Here is an 18,440-nt window from a genome sequence, read left to right on the forward strand (position 1 = left end):
GCAAATGTGATGTAATCACCCATGATCCATACAAACTTCCAGTTAGACTATGACTCCACTGTTAATTGACCCGTATCCATATTATTAAGCACAAGTTTCCCTTCCAGCGGGGTGCCATCTTCGCTCGCAAGCTTCAGCTTACCCGTACGGCCCTTTTCAATCAATGCCTTTACTTGTGTATCTGTAAGGGTACGCCCGTGGTTCTCTTTCCAGATCACGAACTTGCAGCCTTCTTTGTAATGAGAGCAGCCGTAGCCTTTTTTACCCATAAAAATCATCCCGCCACAGCCAGGACGCGGGCAGTTTCCGATAATTTTCGGACCTGAATTTGCTGATTCTTCTTCGTTAGCTGGTTTACGTTTTCTTGGCGCGGCAGGTTTATCGCTGGTTTTACGAGATGTACCTCCACCACTCCGACCTTTAGCCCCTGTGTTCACAGAAGGAGTTTCCCCTTCAAAAGAAGTTTTGGACGCCCGAGACTGCACACGAACCTTGTCCACGATCATGCAGGCAAATCTTTTTACATTCTCCATAAATTGTCCGTCCGACGCCGTTCCTCTTGATATTTCGTTCAAGCGACGTTCCCACTGGCCGGTCATTTCAGGTGAAGTCAACAGCTCGATGCCCGCTCCACGTATCAGTTCAATAGCCGTTCGTCCTTTTTGCGTGATGGCGATTTTTTTGCCTTGCATTTCAATGTATCCGACATTCTTAAGCCGTTCAATGGTTGCAGCACGGGTGGCGGGAGTACCCAGCCCTGAATCCTTCATAGCATCCCGAAGCTCTTCGTCTTCAATCTGCTTTCCGGCACTTTCCATCGCTCTAAGCAGCGTGCCTTCCGTATAGTGTTTTGGCGGCTGTGTATCTTTCTCTTTAACGATTGCGTCACTACAGATCACCTCATCTGCCGGAGCGATTGCGAACGGTTCATTCACTTCAATCTCTTCGTCTTCCTCATCATCCTTGTTTTTTCCCTTGGACGACTTCGCTTTATCTTTTTTCTGGTCCGCGTAAATGACCTTCCAACCGAGACTTAATAATTCCTTAACAGTAGTTTTGAACTTTTCGTCCTCTACATCAGTCATAACCGTATGCACTTTATATTCCGCAGCCGGATAGAACTGTGACAAAAAGCGCCGCACAATCAAATCATACAGCTTTCCCTCATCCGCACTAAGCCCTGTTGCTTTCCGATATGTAGGCAAAATCGCATGGTGATCCTCTACCTTGGAGGGATTGCAGATAAATTTGTTTCCTTTATGAACGAGATTACGATTCGCACCCTTCACCCATTCATCATAAGCCGTCCCTTGGAGCGCAGATAAAGTCTTATGCATCTCCGGAATATTTTGTTCTGTAACATAGTTAGAATTCGTCCGCGGATAGGATATCACCTTATGCTTTTCATATAAGGCTTGTGCGATATCGAGTGTTTTTTTAGCGGAAAAAGCGTACTTCCCATTCGCCTCCCGCTGCAACAGCGTTAAATCATACAGTTTATTCGGGTACTCTTTCGTTTCCTTAACCTCATAAGATTCAATACGTCCCGGTTTTCCTTTGACCTTGGCAGCCAGCGCCTCCGCCTTCTCACCATCAGTGAGGCGGTCACCCTGCCACATACCTTTATAAGTCATTTCATTTTGTGTAAAATGGCCCTCCACCTCAAAAAACTTAAGGGATGAGAACGCCTCAATCGTCTTCTGGCGATCATAAATAAGTGCAAGTACTGGGGTCTGAACTCTCCCCACAGACAGCAGAACATTATGTTTCGTAGTAAATGCACGTGATCCGTTCATACCGATTAACCAATCGGCTTCACTGCGCGCTTTTGCCGCTTTAGTTAGATTCTCGTACTCCGCCCCATCCTTTAGCTCTTGAAAGCCTTTGCGGATTGTCTCTGGTGTCAAATCGGAAATCCACAGCCGTTTCACAGGATGTTCAAGCTTCAAATGCCGCTGAATGAGCGAAAATATATGCTGGCCTTCTCGCCCGGCGTCACAAGAATTTACCAGCAGATCGCTTCGTTTAGCCAGCTCTCCGATTACCTTCAGCTGATCAATGGTCCGCGCATTAGGAACCAGCTTGAATTGGTCCGGAATAATGGGAAGATCATTAATATTCCATTTTTTGTATTTTACATCATATGCATCCGGCTCAGCCAATCCGATTAGATGCCCTATTGCCCATGTAATAATGTACTGCTCCCCTTCAAGATAGGAACGGTAATTTTTAGCCTTTGGTTCTATTGCGGCGGCGATATTCCGCCCCATGTCCGGTTTCTCCGCAATAATAAGTGTCTTCAAAAACATTCGCTCCTTACCTTCTCGTTCTTAAGTCCAAAACAGGTCCAGTACTCTATTATAACATTAACCTCGCTTTTTTTTAATCGACCGGACTTTTCATAATCTTTCGTTTGATTTAAAATAAGTTGGTATAAGCGTTCATATATCGGAGGGAAACAAACCTTGTATGAGAATCACAGATTTACAGAACCTTTTTCAGATCGAAACCTCGCCGCCCTGAAGGCGGATTGTGAGCAGTGCTTTGGCTTGTGTTGTGCCGCATTACCTTTTGCTGCTTCCGTAGATTTCGCTAGAGACAAAGACGCTGGACAGCCCTGTCACAATCTACAGTCGGACTTTCGCTGTGGTGTACATACAGAGCTAAGAGAATTAGGATACCGTGGTTGTACGGTCTATGACTGTTTTGGAGCTGGGCAAAAGATTTCTCAAGTCACTTATGCTGGAGAAGACTGGAGGAAAAATCCGAAAACTGCGAAGCAAATGTTCGAGGTATTTCCGATCATGTGGCATTTGCACGAGCTGCTCTGGTATTTACATGAATCTTTAAACTTAGAAATAACCCGTACAATCCATACGGAGCTGCAAACAGCTCTCGATGAAACGGAACAGCTCACTTTACTTAATCCTGAAGCACTTGCAAAAGTGGATGTTGCCGCTCATCGAGCAAAAATCAATATGTTACTGTTGCAGGTCAGTGAGCTTGTACGAACTGAGGCTCGCCGTAAACTAAAAAAATCAGCGAAGAATTTCAGTCGAGGTGCCGACCTTATGGGAGCTAAGCTCAAAGGAGCCGATCTCAGAGGCGCCAATTTGAGAGGAGCCTATTTAATAGCCGCAGACCTTAGGGACGCTGATCTCAGAGGTGCAGACCTTATTGGGGCAGACTTTCGCGATACTGACCTCAGAGGTGCTAATTTAGCAGAAGCTCTCTTTCTCACTCAGGCACAGATCAATGCGGCAAAAGGCAATACTCTCACAAAATTACCAGCAACACTCTCCTGCCCTGATCATTGGCATTCCCATTAAATGAAAAAAGATCATTTATATCAGCGGTGAATAGAATTGTTTGATCCGAGACACAGCTTCCATAATTTCTAAGACTTCTTTCCCCGCTGTGTTTCGGTTCAGATACTCTACTCTTCCCTGTGATGCTTCCTTGCCCACAACTATTGATAGAGGTATCCCGATCAAGCTTGAATCTTTAAATTTCACGCCAGCGCGTTCATCCCTATCATCAATCAGCGTCTCTATGCCAAGCTTGGTTAGTTGATCATAGAGACCTTCGGCAACCGTCCGCTGCTCACTATCCTTGACGGACATTATCAAGATATGAACCTGATAAGGTGCCAATGCTGCTGGCCACATTAATCCATCCTCATCATGATGCTGTTCAGCAATAGCGGATAAAAGCCGTGAGATACCAATTCCGTAACAGCCCATAATCATAGGTTGACTTTTGCCTGAAGAATCTAAGTAAGAAGCGCCTAGCTTTTCACTGTATTTAGTACCTAATTTGAAGACATGACCCACTTCAATCCCTTGATGAAAATGCAAAATACCCTCCAAACAATGCGGACAAACTTCACCTTCTGCTACATTCCGAAAATCCCCCACATGCCAAGGCGAAAAATCTCTGCCGGGTACGACATTACGGAAGTGATAATCTTTTTCTCCCGCCCCTGTAATCCCTTGAGTCATATCAGCTACTGCCGCATCTGCTAGGACAGTAAGCGTTAAGCCTACAGGTCCTACAAATCCACTTTCAACGCCCGCTAAGGATTTCACAGACTCGTAGTCAGCAAGCTTAATCTCATTCGTTCCTAAATATTTACTTACCTTTATTTCATTGACTTCATGATCACCCCGGACCAGTACAGCAAAAATCTGTCCGTCACCTTCATAGATTAATGTTTTGATAATCTGGTCTGGCCGGATATCTAGCTCCTGCTCTAGTTGCTCAATTGTGCGCAAATCAGGAGTGAGGAATTTCTCTATCTCCGGTACTTGTATGACAACTTCATTTTTTACAGGCCGCACGGACTCTGCCTGTTCCAGATTGGCCGCATAATCACAAACGGTGCATGCAGCAATCGTATCCTCCCCAATATCAGCCAGCGCCATAAATTCATGACTGCCGCCCTCGCCTCCAATCGCACCGGAATCCGCATGGACAGCACGGAATTTCAATCCACATCGCTCAAATATCCGGTGATAAGCCTCGAACATTTGGATATATGATTTATCTAGACCTTCCAGGTTTGTGTCAAAAGAGTAAGCATCCTTCATCAAAAACTCTCTGCCTCTCAGCAGTCCAAAACGTGGTCGGCGTTCATCTCGGAACTTGGTCTGAATCTGATATACGGTAATAGGAAGCTTTCGATAGGAGCTGATCTCATTCCGTACGAGTGTGGTTACTACTTCCTCATGTGTAGGACCTAGTATGAATTCCCGCTCATGACGATCCCGCAGCGTCATCAGCTCCTTACCGTATACCTCATACCGGCCTGATTCTTTCCAGAGCTCCGCAGGCTGCATAGATGGCATCAATACCTCCTGAGCCCCAGAGACATCCATCTCATGCCGCACAATCGCTTCTATTTTCCGTAAAACTCGTCTGCCAAGCGGTAAATAAGTATACACACCCGCTGCTAATTGGCGGATATATCCCGCACGCAGCAGTAGCTGATGACTGCTTGTCTCCGCCTCTGAAGGTGCCTCACGCAGAGTTGTTAATAAAAGATTACTTTGACGCATATTTGTACCCTCCCTAAAAAATGAACGCTCTAAACGCAAAAAGACACATTCGTCAGGGACGAATGTGTCGTGATACCACCCTTATTTAACCGCCAGCCCGTACATAGTCTACACTTGATTTGGCGATCCTCGATCGAATAACGGCCGATTCCGGCAGCGGTTATACGCTGCAGCTACCCAGGCAGGATACCATCCACACGTATTTGAGGAACCTTTCAGCCGGTGAGTTCCCTCTCTGTTCTAACGCTACTAGGATCGTAAGTCCTTGGTCAATGCTTTTGTCATTTAAATATTGTATTAAATCTATATGAAAATAATATTTCCGTCAAGCGTCAGCTCCAAAAAAAGCCGCTTCTCCAGCAGGTAAACTGCTTTTGAAACGGCTTCTTGAATTAATGCCTAGACAAGAACGCTTGAGCCCATCAGGTATTTATCCACTTCACGTGCAGCTTCGCGACCTTCATTGATGGCCCAGACCACCAAGCTTTGACCACGACGCATATCGCCAGCAGCAAACACTTTATCCACGTTCGTATTGAATTTGCCGTAACGTGCTTTCACATTGGTACGACGATCAGTCTCCAGGTTAAGCTCCTCAACAATATCTTGCTCCGGTCCATCGAAACCAATAGCGATGAGAGCGAGTTGAGCAGGATATACAGCTTCCGTTCCAGGAACGGGCTGGTAGATTTTACGACCTGTCTCATCCACGATCCGGCGGATCTGCACCGTATGAAGCTCCTTCAAGTTCCCCTCTTCATCCCCAACAAATTTAGTGGTCATGATAGAGAATTCACGCGGATCATCGCCAAAAATAGCTTTCGCTTCTTCTTGCGCATAATCCAAGCTGTACACATTCGGAAATTGTGGCCAAGGATTAGCAATCGGATCCCGTTGCAGAGGCGCTTTTTCATGTGTACCAAATTGAGTGATACTGCCGCAGCCATGACGAAGCGCTGTGGCAACACAGTCAGATCCTGTATCCCCGCCACCCAAGACGATTACATCTTTACCTTCAGCGGATACATAGTTACCATCCTCCAGATTGGAATTCAAGTAACTCTTGATCGTGCCATTTAAATAATCCATGGCATACATAACGCCCTTAAGCTCACTGCCTTCAATGTTGAAACGGCGTGCTTTAGTAGCTCCACCACACAGAACGACCGCATCATACTCATCAACAAGCTGCTGAGCCGGAATGTCTTTACCAATCTCAGTGTTCACTACGAAGTTAATCCCTTCAGCAGCCAGCAAATCTACACGACGTTGTACAACTTTTTTATCAAGCTTCATAGTAGGTATTCCATATGTCAGCAGTCCGCCAATGCGGTCACTGCGCTCAAATACAGTTACAGAATGTCCAGCCTTGTTAAGCTGTGCTGCTGCGGCAAGTCCAGCAGGTCCAGAGCCTACGATTGCAATTTTTTTGCCAGTCCGTTTCTCCGGTGGATTAGGTACAACCCAGCCCTCTTCAAAACCCTTATCAACGATCGCAAGTTCAATTGTTTTGATGGTTACCGGCTGTCCGATCAGGCCCACTGTGCAAGAGCCTTCACAGGGAGCGGGACAAATACTGCCTGTGAATTCAGGAAAGTTGTTTGTCTTATGCAGACGTTCCAGTGCTTCTTTCCAGAGTCCACGATACACCAAGTTATTCCATTCCGGAATTAAATTGTGTACTGGACAACCTGAGGTCCCGCCAGCCATATCAATACCTGTATGGCAATAGGGGGTTCCGCAATCCATACAACGTGCGCCCTGTGTCCGAAGCTCGTCCTCGGATAAATGATGGTGGAATTCTTCCCAGTCCTTTACCCGCTGCTCAGGATCCCGATCACCTGGGAGCTGCCGTTTATACTCCATAAAACCTGTAGGTGTAGACATGTTTACGTTTCCCCCATCCGTTCTCTTCGTGTTGAAGTATAGTACATTGTAGCATATTGCGGCTTCGTATGGTTGTCAGCAACGCAATGAAGTACCTGCACATTCTATTCTATACCTATACATAATCATTTCTAATTTTAATTATAGTAACATTCATCACTTTTGCACAGTAATGGATAAATCTACTGATTATTTGTACTATTTCACATGTTATGTCAGAGAAAACGTTTTATTGCTATTCCGTACGTTCATAAACAAGGAAACGGTAATCATACGGATTCTTCTCATCACGAATTCCCTTGATATTGGAGACCTCTTTCCACATCCTCCAGTCAATCTCAGGAAACCGGGTATCTCCTTCAAAATCCTGTTCGATCTGCGTCAACATCAACTTGTCAGCATACGGCAACATCAACCGGTAAATTTCCGCACCACCGATTACCATCAGCTCATCTTCTTTTCTACCCTCGCTGAGAGCCTCTTCAAGCGTGTGTAGAACCTCTGCACCTTCAGCTGAATAATCAGTATCTCTAGTTAGAATTAGGCTCGTTCTGCCCTTCAAGGGCTTGCCTCCGAGCGAATCCCATGTTTTGCGGCCCATTAGCATTCTTTTGCCCAATGTTTCTGCTTTGAAATAAGCAAAATCCAGCGGCAAATGCCAAGGCATATCGTTATCTTTTCCTATGACATGATTGGCACCCATTGCCCATATTAAGCTAATACTCATGAAGTTCTCTCCTTCCTCCATACTAAAGTAAAAAAATATACTGCCAGAAATAATATTTGCGAATCTTCATTTACAATTACGTTATACTGCGATCGGCGCTTTTATCGAAGGATGCGGATTGTACCCCTCAATGACCAGATCTTCCAGTTCAATATCAAAAATTGATTTCTTCTGTGAATTAATAACCAGTGTAGGCAATGCTCTTAATTCTCTTGATAATTGCTCTTTCACTTGCTCAACATGGTTTGAATAGATATGCGCATCACTAATGCTGTATACAAACTCGCCTACTTCTAGCCCACATTCGTATGCGATTAAATGCGTAAGCAAAGAGTAAGATGGAATATTGAAGTTTGCCCCGAGAAAAGAGTCCGCACTGCGTTGCAGCAAGTGACAGCTTAGTTTACCATTTGCAACGTAGAACTGGAACATAACGTGGCAGGGCGGTAACGCTGCTTTGCTTCCTTTCGTCCCAGCATTTATAACATCTTCCGGGTTCCATGCGCTGACAATTAAACGCCGAGAATCAGGATTTGTTTTGATCTGATGAATAACGTCTTGTAATTGGTCAATTGATTCGCCAGTTGAAGATGTCCAATTCCGCCATTGCTTACCGTAAACGTTTCCTAGCTCGCCATATTTCGCAGCAAACTCATCATCTTCTAAGACACGATCACAGAATGATTTCATCTCTGCTTGATATAATTGATTAAAATCTTCATCAACTAAACAACGATTCCCGAAGTCTGTCATATCCGTGCCTGCATATTCGTCCGATTCAACCCATCTTTTAAAAGCCCATTCATCCCAAATATGATTATTATTTTTCAATAAATAACGAATGTTGGTATCGCCTTTAATAAACCACAATAACTCACTTGCAATTAAGCGAAACGGTGTACGTTTTGTTGTAAACAGCGGGAAGCCTTTTGATAAATCAAATCGCATCTGATAACCAAATACACTAATTGTACCAGTTCCTGTACGATCTTCTTTTTTCACACCATGATCCAAAATATATTGTAAAAAATTCAAATAGGTTTGTTCTAACTCATTCGTCAAAGTATTGCACCTCCGTAATATTTCACCTCATATATTATATCTGAAAAATCCGATTTTTGTAGAAGGTAAGATAATTTTTAAATATATTTAATAATCGGGTTACCTATTCAATTATAAAGGATTGATTCAGCAATTGTATCTCTACTCCGCTATCCTAAGCTCCACTCTTGCCCCATAAGCCCGAAGGCTTGCTTGTCCACCCACAGGAAAGGTAATCATCGGCGATGTATGTCCAAAGTCCACGTCTGCAATCACAGGAATATCGGATAATTCTTCTTTTGAGCGGATAATTGTGGTCAGTAGCTTCTTTGACATACGCGATTCTTTTTGGAACCTGCCGATCACCAACCCTTTGACCTCTTCAAACTCAGGCTGATGAATTAGGGATTGCAGATCTCGATCAAAGGTTGCAGGTGCTGACTCATAATCATCCTCAATGAACAAGATAGAATTTTTTAAACTTGGCATATACTCTGTTCCCTGCAAAAGATTTAAAGTGCATAAATTGCCACCAATAATCGTTCCTTTCGCTTCCCCATCATTGATATTGAACGGACCTTCATTTTTAATAAATATCCGGTTTTCCTGATCCAGATACCACTCATCATCACTCCAATGCCTGGAAGGCTGCACTAGAATTTCTTTATTGTCCATCATCAGCTTGCGGAAATATTCGATGGTATATTCATTATCGTGGAGCATCGCAAATGTGGAAAAATGCGGTCCGGAGTATGTAACTAATCCTGTTTGAGCATAAATCGCATTACTTAGTGCAGTAATATCCGAATAACCACATAAACGCTTTGGATTCTCTGCAATGATTGAATAATCGATATAACGCAGGAGCTGGTTACTATTGAAGCCCCCAATGGTCGTTAATATTCCTTTCACTTTGGGGTCTAAAAAGGCTTCGTGCAAATCCTCAATTCTCGAATCAATAGAAGAGGAAACAAAATCATCCGTCTCAAAAGAATTTGTTGAAATGGATATCCGAAAACCTAACCGTTCAAGCTGCTCTTTAGCGATTTTTCTTTGCTGAGCATCGATTAATGACAAACTTCTGGAAGGAGAGATAATACGCAGCTCATCTCCAGGCTTTAATTTATCAGCTCTCATCATTGAACCTCCCTATATTTATAAAATACAGATTAAGTAATTGCTCTTCCTCCCAGTATATCTCTTTTCAAAAAAGTGGAAAACACAAAAAAAGGCGGAACGCATTTGCGTCCGCCTTTCTGTTGCCTGCTAGAGCAATTTTTGGAGAAAAATTATTTCATTACATGAATTGGGTGACCTTCAACCAATTCAGCAGCTTCCATGACGATTTCGCCAAGGGTTGGATGCGCATGAATAGTCAAAGCGATATCTTCAAGCGTTGCGCCCATTTCGATTGCCAAACCAAGTTCAGCGATCAAGTTAGAAGCTTCGATACCAACGATTTGAGCTCCCAGTACCAAATTATTCTCGGAGTTAGCAACAATTTTGATGAAGCCTTCTGGGCTGTTCAAAGATACTGCGCGACCATTTCCTGCGAATGGGAATTTGCCGCTTTTCACTTTGTAGCCTTTGTCTTTTGCTTCTTTTTCAGTCAAACCAACGCTTGAACACTCAGGATCTGTAAATACAACAGCTGGGATGACTTTGTAGTCAACAACAGATGTAAGTCCTGCAATTGCTTCAGCAGCGATTTTACCTTCGTAAGAAGCCTTGTGAGCCAAAGCAAGACCTGGAACAACGTCGCCGATAGCGAAGATGGTAGGAATGCTTGTGCGTCCTTGGTGATCAACTTTGATCAATCCGCGCTCGTCGAGCTCAAGACCGATCAGATCCAGACCAAGTTCACCGTCAGTGTTAGGACGACGACCTACAGTTACAAGCAAGTAATCTGCTGTAACTTCTTTGGACTCGCCACCAACAGAGTATTTCACGGTTACTTCTTTGTCGTTCTGAACAGCACTTTCAGCTTTAGCGTTAGTTACGATTTCGATGCCAGTTTTAGCCATGTTTTTCGCAACAAGACGGGTCATATCTTTATCGAAGCCTGGAAGTACAGTATCCAAACCTTCGATGATTGTTACTTTAGTGCCAAATTTAGAGTACATTTGACCAAGCTCGGCACCGATGTATCCACCACCGATTACGATCATGCTCTTCGGAATTTCTGGAAGTTCCAGAGCTTCAGTCGAAGACAGAATACGTCCGCCGAATGGGAAAGGTTTAAGTTCAATTGGACGGGAACCTGTAGCAATGATGCAGTGTTTGAAGCGGTAACGTGGAGATTCATGATCATTGAACACACGTGCTTCTGTGTCGCTGATAAACATACACTCGCCGTTAAATACTTCAATTTTGTTGCCCTTCATCAAGCTAGTCACACCGCTAGTCATTTTTTTAACTACGCTGTTCTTGAATTCTTGAGTTTTGGCAAAATCCACTTTAACATTCTCAGCTGTAACGCCGAAAACTTCACCATGCTGTGCGGATTCAAATTGATGCGCAGCAGCGATCAAGGCTTTAGAAGGAATACATCCACGGTTCAAACATACACCGCCGAGTTCCGATTTATCCACGATGAGGACTTTTTGGCCGAGCTGGGCGGCACGAATTGCCGCCACATACCCACCAGGACCTGCACCAATGACCAATGTATCAATATCTAGTGAAGCGTCTCCTACTACCATAATTATACCTCCATAACCAGCAGCTCAGGATTATTGAGCAGCGATTTAATGTAGTTCATAAAGTTTTGAGCAGTCGCACCATCGATAATACGGTGGTCAAAGCTGAGTGACAACGCCATTACTGGAGCAACTACGATTTCACCATTTTTCACAACTGCTTTTTCACTGATACGGCCAGTTCCGAGGATAGCCACTTCAGGGAAGTTGATGATTGGAGTAAAGAACATACCGCCAGCAGAACCGATGTTACTGATGGAGATCGTGCTGCCCTTCATTTCGTTAGCAGACAATTTACCGTCACGGCCACGAACGGCCAAGTCAGTGATGCTGCTAGCAATCATCCAAATGCTCTTACGGTCAGCGTCTTTGATAACTGGAACGATCAAACCGTTTGGTGTATCAGTAGCGATACCGATATTGTAGTATTTCTTGTAGACAATTTCGCCTGCTTCTTCATCAATCATAGCATTGAGTGCTGGGAATTGACGGGAAGCTGCAACAAGTGCCTTAACGATGAATGGAAGGTAAGTAACCTTAACGCCTTTTTTCTCAGCAATAGGTTTCATACGTGTACGGAATGCTACCAGTTCAGTAACATCTACTTCATCCATGATGGTTACGTGTGGAGCCGTGTAAGCCGATTTAACCATTGCGTTGGAGATCGCCTTACGAATACCCTTGAATGGTACACGTTCTTCTTCAAGACTAACGTTACCGCTAGCTGCTGCAGGTGCTGCTTTAGCTTCGGTTTTAGCAGCCTTAGGAGCTTCAGACGACGCTGCTGCTGCAGGAGCTGCTGGTGTAGAACCACCTTTCAAGAAGGCTTCTACGTCTTCACGAGTGATTTTACCACCTTTTCCAGTTCCGTTCACTTTGGAAATATCCACTTTTTGCTCACGAGCAAATTTGCGAACGCTTGGTGTAGCCAATACATCGCGGTCAGGAGCTGGAGTTACACTTGCAGATCCGCCTTCTTTAGCATCAGCAGGGCTTGTTGCTGCAGGGGAAGAAGTAGTGTTTGCACTTCCTTTTGCTGCGTCGGCTTCAGCAGATGCATGACCTTCTTGTTCAGGAACGTCGCCTTCAGCAGCGATAATAGCAACAACTTCGCCTACGCGGCAAACTTGGCCATCTTTAGTCAGAACTTCCAATACAGTACCATTCACTGGACATGGAACCTCAACTACAGCCTTATCATTTTGAACTTCCATGATGATGTCATCATCCGTTACCTTGTCACCGGCTTTGATATGCATTTTGATGATTTCACCTTCATGCAGACCTTCACCCAGCTCAGGGAAGCGATATTCAAAATTCGATGCTTTGTTAGATGCTGGAGCAGCTGGTGCAGCTGGCGCTTGAGCAGCAGGAGCTTCAGTAGCAGTACCCTCTTGATCAGGCACGTCACCTTCTGCTTCGATAATAGCCACTACTTCACCGACACGGCATACTTGACCGTCTTTAGTAAGAACTTCCAATACAGTACCGTTTACTGGGCAAGGCACCTCAACTACCGCCTTGTCATTTTGAACTTCCATTACGATATCATCATCCGTTACCTTGTCACCGGCTTTGATATGCATTTTGATGATTTCACCTTCATGCAGACCTTCACCTAGTTCAGGAAATCGGTATTCAAACTTTGCCACTTTGAAAACCTCCTCGTGAAATTGGGACTAACCTTATGATTTAAACTTTATAAGATGAAACAACGTTGTCATCCATATGGATGACAACTGTTTCTCGTAAAAATATTTAGAATTCCAAAACTTTCTTTACGCCTGCAATAATACGTGCAGGGTTTGGAAGCCATGTATCTTCTATTTGTGCGAATGGATACACAGTATCAGGACCTGCGATACGAAGCACAGGTGCTTCCAAGTGCAGTAGTGCTTTTTCATTGATTTGTGCGATAACTTCAGCAGCTACACCCGCACTCTTTTGTGCTTCTTGCACCACGATAGCACGGTTAGTCTTCTTCACAGACGCTACAATAGTATCGATGTCGATCGGACTTACAGTACGAAGGTCGATAATTTCAACATTAACGCCTTCTTTTTCGAGTTGCTCGGCTGCTTTGGTAGCTGTATGTACCATCAGCCCGTAAGTAATGATCGAAACGTCAGAACCTTCACGTACTACGTTCGCTTTACCAAGTTCAACTGTATATTCACCTTCTGGCACTTCAGCACGGAATGCATGATAAAGGTTCAAGTGCTCCATGAAGAAGACAGGGTCATTGTCGCGAATAGACGCGATTAGAAGTCCCTTCGCATCATATGGGTTTGAAGGAATTACAACTTTAATCCCTGGGCTTTGTGCGATCAAACCTTCGAGTGAGTCAGTGTGAAGCTCAGCAGCCTTAACTCCGCCACCAAAAGGAGTACGGAATACTACTGGAGCGTTATATTTACCGCCAGAACGCCAGCGCAAACGTGCTGCTTGAACAACGATTTGATCCAGTGCTTCAAAGATAAAACCTACGAATTGAATTTCAGCAATCGGACGGAAGCCTTGTACACCAAGACCAAATGCCAGACCGCCGATCGCAGACTCAGCTAGTGGTGTATCAAAAATACGATCTTCGCCAAATTCCTTTTGCAGACCTTCAGTTACACGGAAAACGCCACCTACATTACCAACATCCTCTCCGAAGATAAGAACGTTAGGGTCACGATTCAGTTCAACGCGCATCGCGTCGCGAATCGCTTCTTTCATATTCATTTGTGCCATTGCCTGATATCCCCCTTATTCAAAATCGGCTTTTTGCTCTTCCAGATGTTTAGGTGTTACTTCGAACATGCTGTCGATCAAGCCAGGTATTGTCATTTTTTCGGTTTGTTCAGCTTTTTTGATCTGCTCGTTAACAGTAGCTTTCGCTTCATCCTTCACGCGCAGTGTATCTTCTTCAGTCCAAAGACCTTTCTTCTCCAAATACTTGGCAAGACGGGCGATTGGATCCTTTTCACTCCATTGTCCTTCTTCTTCTTTCGAACGATATTTACTTGCATCGTCAGAAAGGGAGTGTGGACGGAAACGGTAAGTTACAGCTTCGATCAATGTAGCACCTTCGCCGTTACGTGCACGTTCTGCAGCATCACGTACAGCACTGATTACTGCAAAGATGTCCATACCGTCAACCTTAATCCCTGGAATACCAGCTGCAACCGCTTTGTGAGCGATCGATTTGGAAGCCGTTTGTTTAGCGAACGGAGTCGTAATCGCATAACCGTTGTTTTGAACAAAGAAGATTACAGGCAGTTTAAAACGACCAGCAAAGTTCAAGCCTTCGTAGAAGTCACCTTCTGAAGAACCGCCATCACCAGTGTAAGTAATTGCAACATTCTTTTGTTTTTTCAATTTGAAGCCCATAGCAATACCAGTAGCGTGCAGGATTTGCGCACCGATGATAATTTGTGGCATCAATACATTAACCCCGTCAGGAATAGCTCCACCATGTTGGTGACCGCGGGAATATAAGAAAGCTTGGTACAATGGAAGTCCGTGCCATACTAGCTGCGGAATATCACGGTAGCCTGGGCATAAGAAGTCTTCTTTCTCCAAAGCGAACTCACTACCAATCATGGTAGCTTCTTGACCGGATACCGGTGCGTAGAAACCAAGGCGACCTTGACGGCCAAGGTTTACTGCACGATCATCCCAAGTACGGGTAAATACCATACGATACATAATTTCTTTCAGTTGATCGTCGGTTAAATCGGGCATCTTATCCTTATTGATAATTTCTCCATCCGGGGAAAGTACCGATAGAGCCTCGACGTCCTCTGTATACACTTCATAAGGAACTTTACTCATTATCTTCACCTCAATAAAAAAATTTGAATATCAGCTGCCTCTGTTATAATATTATTATACACCTGTTTAGTTACTTTCGTCAAAGAAATACTTATAAAATTTATATTCCTTCAAATTTTGTATGTATAACAGGTGAGAAAATTTTATATAACAGTTTAACACTTTTCCAACAAGTAAATGATTAATAACACAGTTACACATTTAATAATTTTAGCGTAACCCTGTGTGTATTGCAAAATTCGACAAGAAAGGTGACGTGACAACGATGAGCGATTCTGTTTTTCTGAAACGCACAATTGTAAAAGAAACGCTTTGGAGTGAACATCTGCAGGAGGAACGTAAATTACGTATCTATCTGCCCCCAGGCTACAATGAAGTTCTGAGTTACCCCGTGGTGTACTGCCAAGACGGAGAAGAATTTTTCAACTTTGGACGCATTGCTACACTTGCTGGACAACTTATTATAGAAGAAGATGTCGAGCCCTTCATTATCGTTGGTGTAGAAGTTAACGTCGCTGTTCGGACTCAAGAATACGCTCCGTTCGGCAGCCGATTCAAGGAGTACCTATCTTGCTTTTCCGAAGAGATTATTCCCTTCATTGAAAAAAATTATCCCGTACGCCGTACACCCGACGAACGAATCTTAGCCGGTGATTCCCTTGGAGGCAGCGTCTCCCTCCATCTCGCTCTTGCTTATCCAGCTATCTTCACACGTATCATCAGCCTATCCGGTGCATTCTATCCCGAATCACAAGCCATGCTGGCTAAAGAAGAAGATCTCTCCTGGCTCAACATTAATATGGTCGTTGGACTGCAGGAAACAGATTACCAGACTGATACAGGGACCTATGATTTTGTTCAGATGAACAGAGAAACAAAAGCATTGCTTGAAGCACGTGGAGCTACCGTATCCTACCGGGAGAAAGACGGTCGTCATCTCTGGGGCTTTTGGCAAAAGGAACTCCCTGAATCTCTACTCTATTTTTTAAACACATAATGCCTTATTGATAGAAGCAAAAAATGAACATCTAAAGAACGTATGTAGATTTCAGCCGTGTTTACGCTTACAGTTTAATCCAGCAAATTTCCTTAATTTACTTTAATACTAATCAGAGAGGCTGGAACCCAACCGGGTTACAGCTTTTCTCTTATCACCATTTCTAGCAAAACATCACAGCCTGCATTGATCAAATCATACACCTGTTCAAAATTACCTGTAAAATAAGGGTCTGGTACTTCTCTCAATTCTTCCTCAGGCAATAAATCCATGAAGAACAAAAGCTTAGCCTCTTCCCCACCAGGAACCTTTCGAACATTCTCTCCATTAGACTTGTCCATGCAGACGATATAATCAAACTTCTGAAAATCCTCGCTACTGACCAAACGCGCTGCCATATTTGCATAACTAATCTTGTTTTGATCAAGTATACGTCTAGTCCCTTCATGCGGTTCCTTACCTATATGCCAATCTCCAGTTCCTGCAGAGTCAACCAGAATCTTATGTGAAAGCTCTCGTTCATCAATCTTATGGCGCAGAACGGCCTCCGCCATTGGTGAGCGACAAATATTACCCAGACAGACAAATAGCACGTTTACGATTTCATTCACCTCCCAATTGTTAAAACATTAGTAAATATGAATTTATGCACATAAAAAATCGCACACTATCATTTTAGCGTTGTCTTGGTCAATTGTGCAACTTTTCGATCTGCATTATACTGGGACAGGATAACCAACTAGAGTTTTAGAGGAGGAATGGATGTTATGCCATCCAAACGAGTTGTTATTTTTGCCGGTGGAGAACTATCTCCGGAATATTTCGCTCTATTAGATGAAGAAGATTTTATTATCGGTGCGGACCGGGGTGCATTATTCCTCATCTCACATGGATATATACCCGATATTGCGGTAGGTGATTTTGATTCTGTATCGCCTGAGGCTTTTCAGGATATTCAATCCAAAAGTAAAAAAACAATCACTTGTGACGCCGTGAACAAGGATTTAACCGACAGTGAGATGGCACTCGATATTGCAATGAATCAGCAACCTGATTCTATTTTACTATTAGGAGTTACAGGCACTCGAATTGATCACTCCTTAGCGAGCATTCAAATGATGACAAGGGCTCTGCAACGGCAAATCAATTGCTACGTGATGGATTCTAATAACTATGTGACACTTACCGGATCCCAAACAGTCATTGAAGATTTGGGCTACACCTATGTATCTTTGCTTCCATTAACTCCTGAAGTAACAGGGATTACATTAGAAGGATTTCAATATCCTTTGAATGATGCTACTTTAAAGCTAGGGCAATCTCTAGGTGTAAGCAACAAACTGATTTCCTCCACTGGAACAGTTAGAATACGTAGTGGATTATTGCTGATTATCCAGAGCAAAGACTAAATACATAGTGATATAGAAACATCCTTGTAACTTTTGTTTCAAAATTAAAAAGCCGTTAAATCCTTTATATATCAAGGGGTTTGCGGCTTATTTTATTGCTCAAAATATCAAGTTATTAATTTTTTGTAACTTTTAATGAATTTTTAATAAAACGCTTACAACCCAGGCCCAGCCTCACTTTATTGCTGCTCTACCAAATTTTATGACATAGATAACCTGCTATACTACGAATCAGGCAAGCAAGACAAGCCAAGCAAGACAGATTGATATACTAACTTTGGAGGTACTTACAACATGAATAAACAACAATGGATAAAAAAAGCGATTGTTATAGGAATGGTTACTACAATGGGCTTAGGAACAATGATGGCAACTGGTGTAGGTGCAACTAAAGTTGAAGCCGCTACGGTGTCCAAAGGACAAAGCGTCGTCAATTTCGGAAAAAACTTTATGGGAACTCCATACAAATTCGGAGCCTCTACTTCTACTACTAAGGTTTTTGACTGCTCTTCCTTTATGAAACATATCTTTAATAAATATAATGTATCATTACCCCGCACAGCTGCGGCTCAATCAAAAGTAGGAACTGCTGTATCCAAAGCTAACCTTCGTGTCGGCGATCTTGTATTCTTCTCCAGCGGCAGCAGAGCAACTGGTAAAAATGTAACTCACGTAGCTGTTTACGCTGGGAACGGTAAAATTCTGCACACTTATGGTAAACCAGGTGTTACGGTTTCTGATCTTAATTCTGGTACATGGAAAAAGACTTATCTAAAGGCTCGCCGCGTACTGTAAACAACAGCT

Annotated in this window: 15 protein-coding genes; 4 read left to right on the forward strand and 11 right to left on the reverse strand. The window is 43.5% G+C overall.

Going from position 1 to position 18,440, the window contains the following annotated elements:
* Positions 1-47: 47 nt before the first annotated feature.
* Positions 48-2,303, reverse strand: a complete 2,256-nt coding sequence (locus NST25_RS16750; RefSeq protein ID WP_339187284.1) for a DNA topoisomerase 3 — start codon at positions 2,301-2,303, stop codon at positions 48-50.
* A 162-nt stretch (positions 2,304-2,465) separates the two neighbouring features.
* Here NST25_RS16750 and NST25_RS16755 point away from each other — a divergent pair, with 162 nt between their 5' ends.
* Positions 2,466-3,329, forward strand: a complete 864-nt coding sequence (locus NST25_RS16755) for a pentapeptide repeat-containing protein (protein WP_340391863.1) — start codon at positions 2,466-2,468, stop codon at positions 3,327-3,329.
* Between the two features lie 15 nt (positions 3,330-3,344).
* Here NST25_RS16755 and NST25_RS16760 read toward each other — a convergent pair whose 3' ends face one another.
* From NST25_RS16760 to pdhA, 9 genes are all read right to left on the reverse strand, one after another.
* A complete protein-coding gene (locus NST25_RS16760; protein ID WP_076130029.1) occupies positions 3,345-5,057 on the reverse strand; it encodes a proline--tRNA ligase in 1,713 nt (570 codons plus the stop codon).
* A gap of 399 nt (positions 5,058-5,456) precedes the next feature.
* Complete coding sequence (locus NST25_RS16765; RefSeq protein WP_076130028.1) at positions 5,457-6,944, reverse strand: glutamate synthase subunit beta; 1,488 nt, start codon at positions 6,942-6,944, stop codon at positions 5,457-5,459.
* Between the two features lie 235 nt (positions 6,945-7,179).
* Positions 7,180-7,671, reverse strand: a complete 492-nt coding sequence (locus NST25_RS16770; protein ID WP_076130027.1) for a dihydrofolate reductase — start codon at positions 7,669-7,671, stop codon at positions 7,180-7,182.
* Positions 7,672-7,752: 81 nt separating this feature from the next.
* Positions 7,753-8,733, reverse strand: coding sequence for a thymidylate synthase (locus NST25_RS16775; RefSeq protein ID WP_076279318.1), 981 nt, complete (start codon positions 8,731-8,733; stop codon positions 7,753-7,755).
* A gap of 141 nt (positions 8,734-8,874) precedes the next feature.
* Positions 8,875-9,849, reverse strand: a complete 975-nt coding sequence (locus NST25_RS16780) for a S66 peptidase family protein (protein ID WP_340394423.1) — start codon at positions 9,847-9,849, stop codon at positions 8,875-8,877.
* 152 nt (positions 9,850-10,001) lie between these two features.
* Entirely contained in the window at positions 10,002-11,414 is a 1,413-nt protein-coding gene (gene lpdA, locus NST25_RS16785) for a dihydrolipoyl dehydrogenase (protein WP_036687684.1), read from the reverse strand.
* 2 nt (positions 11,415-11,416) lie between these two features.
* Positions 11,417-13,063 (reverse strand): 2-oxo acid dehydrogenase subunit E2, encoded by a 1,647-nt coding sequence (locus tag NST25_RS16790; RefSeq protein WP_076309790.1) that lies wholly within the window; start codon positions 13,061-13,063, stop codon positions 11,417-11,419.
* Between the two features lie 106 nt (positions 13,064-13,169).
* Positions 13,170-14,147: an alpha-ketoacid dehydrogenase subunit beta gene (locus NST25_RS16795; protein WP_038571553.1), complete on the reverse strand. Its 978-nt coding sequence runs from the start codon at positions 14,145-14,147 to the stop codon at positions 13,170-13,172.
* 15 nt (positions 14,148-14,162) lie between these two features.
* Complete coding sequence (gene pdhA, locus NST25_RS16800; protein ID WP_038571556.1) at positions 14,163-15,230, reverse strand: pyruvate dehydrogenase (acetyl-transferring) E1 component subunit alpha; 1,068 nt, start codon at positions 15,228-15,230, stop codon at positions 14,163-14,165.
* A 265-nt stretch (positions 15,231-15,495) separates the two neighbouring features.
* On the opposite strand from pdhA, the gene NST25_RS16805 reads away from it, so the two are divergent.
* Entirely contained in the window at positions 15,496-16,227 is a 732-nt protein-coding gene (locus tag NST25_RS16805) for an alpha/beta hydrolase-fold protein (RefSeq protein ID WP_076279314.1), read from the forward strand.
* Between the two features lie 137 nt (positions 16,228-16,364).
* Here NST25_RS16805 and NST25_RS16810 read toward each other — a convergent pair whose 3' ends face one another.
* Positions 16,365-16,829, reverse strand: a complete 465-nt coding sequence (locus NST25_RS16810) for a low molecular weight protein-tyrosine-phosphatase (protein ID WP_076184504.1) — start codon at positions 16,827-16,829, stop codon at positions 16,365-16,367.
* Between the two features lie 165 nt (positions 16,830-16,994).
* Between NST25_RS16810 and NST25_RS16815 the strand changes: the two genes are divergently transcribed.
* Both NST25_RS16815 and NST25_RS16820 read left to right on the forward strand, forming a co-directional pair.
* On the forward strand, positions 16,995-17,636 hold the full coding sequence (locus NST25_RS16815) for a thiamine diphosphokinase (protein ID WP_076309789.1): 642 nt from the start codon (positions 16,995-16,997) through the stop codon (positions 17,634-17,636).
* Between the two features lie 294 nt (positions 17,637-17,930).
* Positions 17,931-18,431: a C40 family peptidase gene (locus NST25_RS16820; RefSeq protein ID WP_076128433.1), complete on the forward strand. Its 501-nt coding sequence runs from the start codon at positions 17,931-17,933 to the stop codon at positions 18,429-18,431.
* The last annotated feature ends 9 nt before the right edge of the window (positions 18,432-18,440 follow it).

It is taken from the genome of Paenibacillus sp. FSL E2-0190 (assembly GCF_037992965.1).
GTDB lineage: Bacteria > Bacillota > Bacilli > Paenibacillales > Paenibacillaceae > Paenibacillus_AQ > Paenibacillus_AQ odorifer.

Excerpts from the sequence above, each read along its gene's own strand:
- NST25_RS16770 (WP_076130027.1), bottom strand. The coding sequence starts at position 7,671 with ATGAGTATTAGCTTAATATGGGCAATGGGTGCCAATCATGTCATAGGA.
- lpdA (WP_036687684.1), bottom strand. The coding sequence starts at position 11,414 with ATGGTAGTAGGAGACGCTTCACTAGATATTGATACATTGGTCATTGGT.
- NST25_RS16795 (WP_038571553.1), bottom strand. The coding sequence starts at position 14,147 with ATGGCACAAATGAATATGAAAGAAGCGATTCGCGACGCGATGCGCGTT.
- pdhA (WP_038571556.1), bottom strand. The coding sequence starts at position 15,230 with ATGAGTAAAGTTCCTTATGAAGTGTATACAGAGGACGTCGAGGCTCTA.
- NST25_RS16820 (WP_076128433.1), top strand. The coding sequence starts at position 17,931 with ATGAATAAACAACAATGGATAAAAAAAGCGATTGTTATAGGAATGGTT.
- NST25_RS16760 (WP_076130029.1), bottom strand. The coding sequence starts at position 5,057 with ATGCGTCAAAGTAATCTTTTATTAACAACTCTGCGTGAGGCACCTTCA.
- NST25_RS16815 (WP_076309789.1), top strand. The coding sequence starts at position 16,995 with ATGCCATCCAAACGAGTTGTTATTTTTGCCGGTGGAGAACTATCTCCG.
- NST25_RS16805 (WP_076279314.1), top strand. The coding sequence starts at position 15,496 with ATGAGCGATTCTGTTTTTCTGAAACGCACAATTGTAAAAGAAACGCTT.
- NST25_RS16765 (WP_076130028.1), bottom strand. The coding sequence starts at position 6,944 with ATGTCTACACCTACAGGTTTTATGGAGTATAAACGGCAGCTCCCAGGT.
- NST25_RS16780 (WP_340394423.1), bottom strand. The coding sequence starts at position 9,849 with ATGAGAGCTGATAAATTAAAGCCTGGAGATGAGCTGCGTATTATCTCT.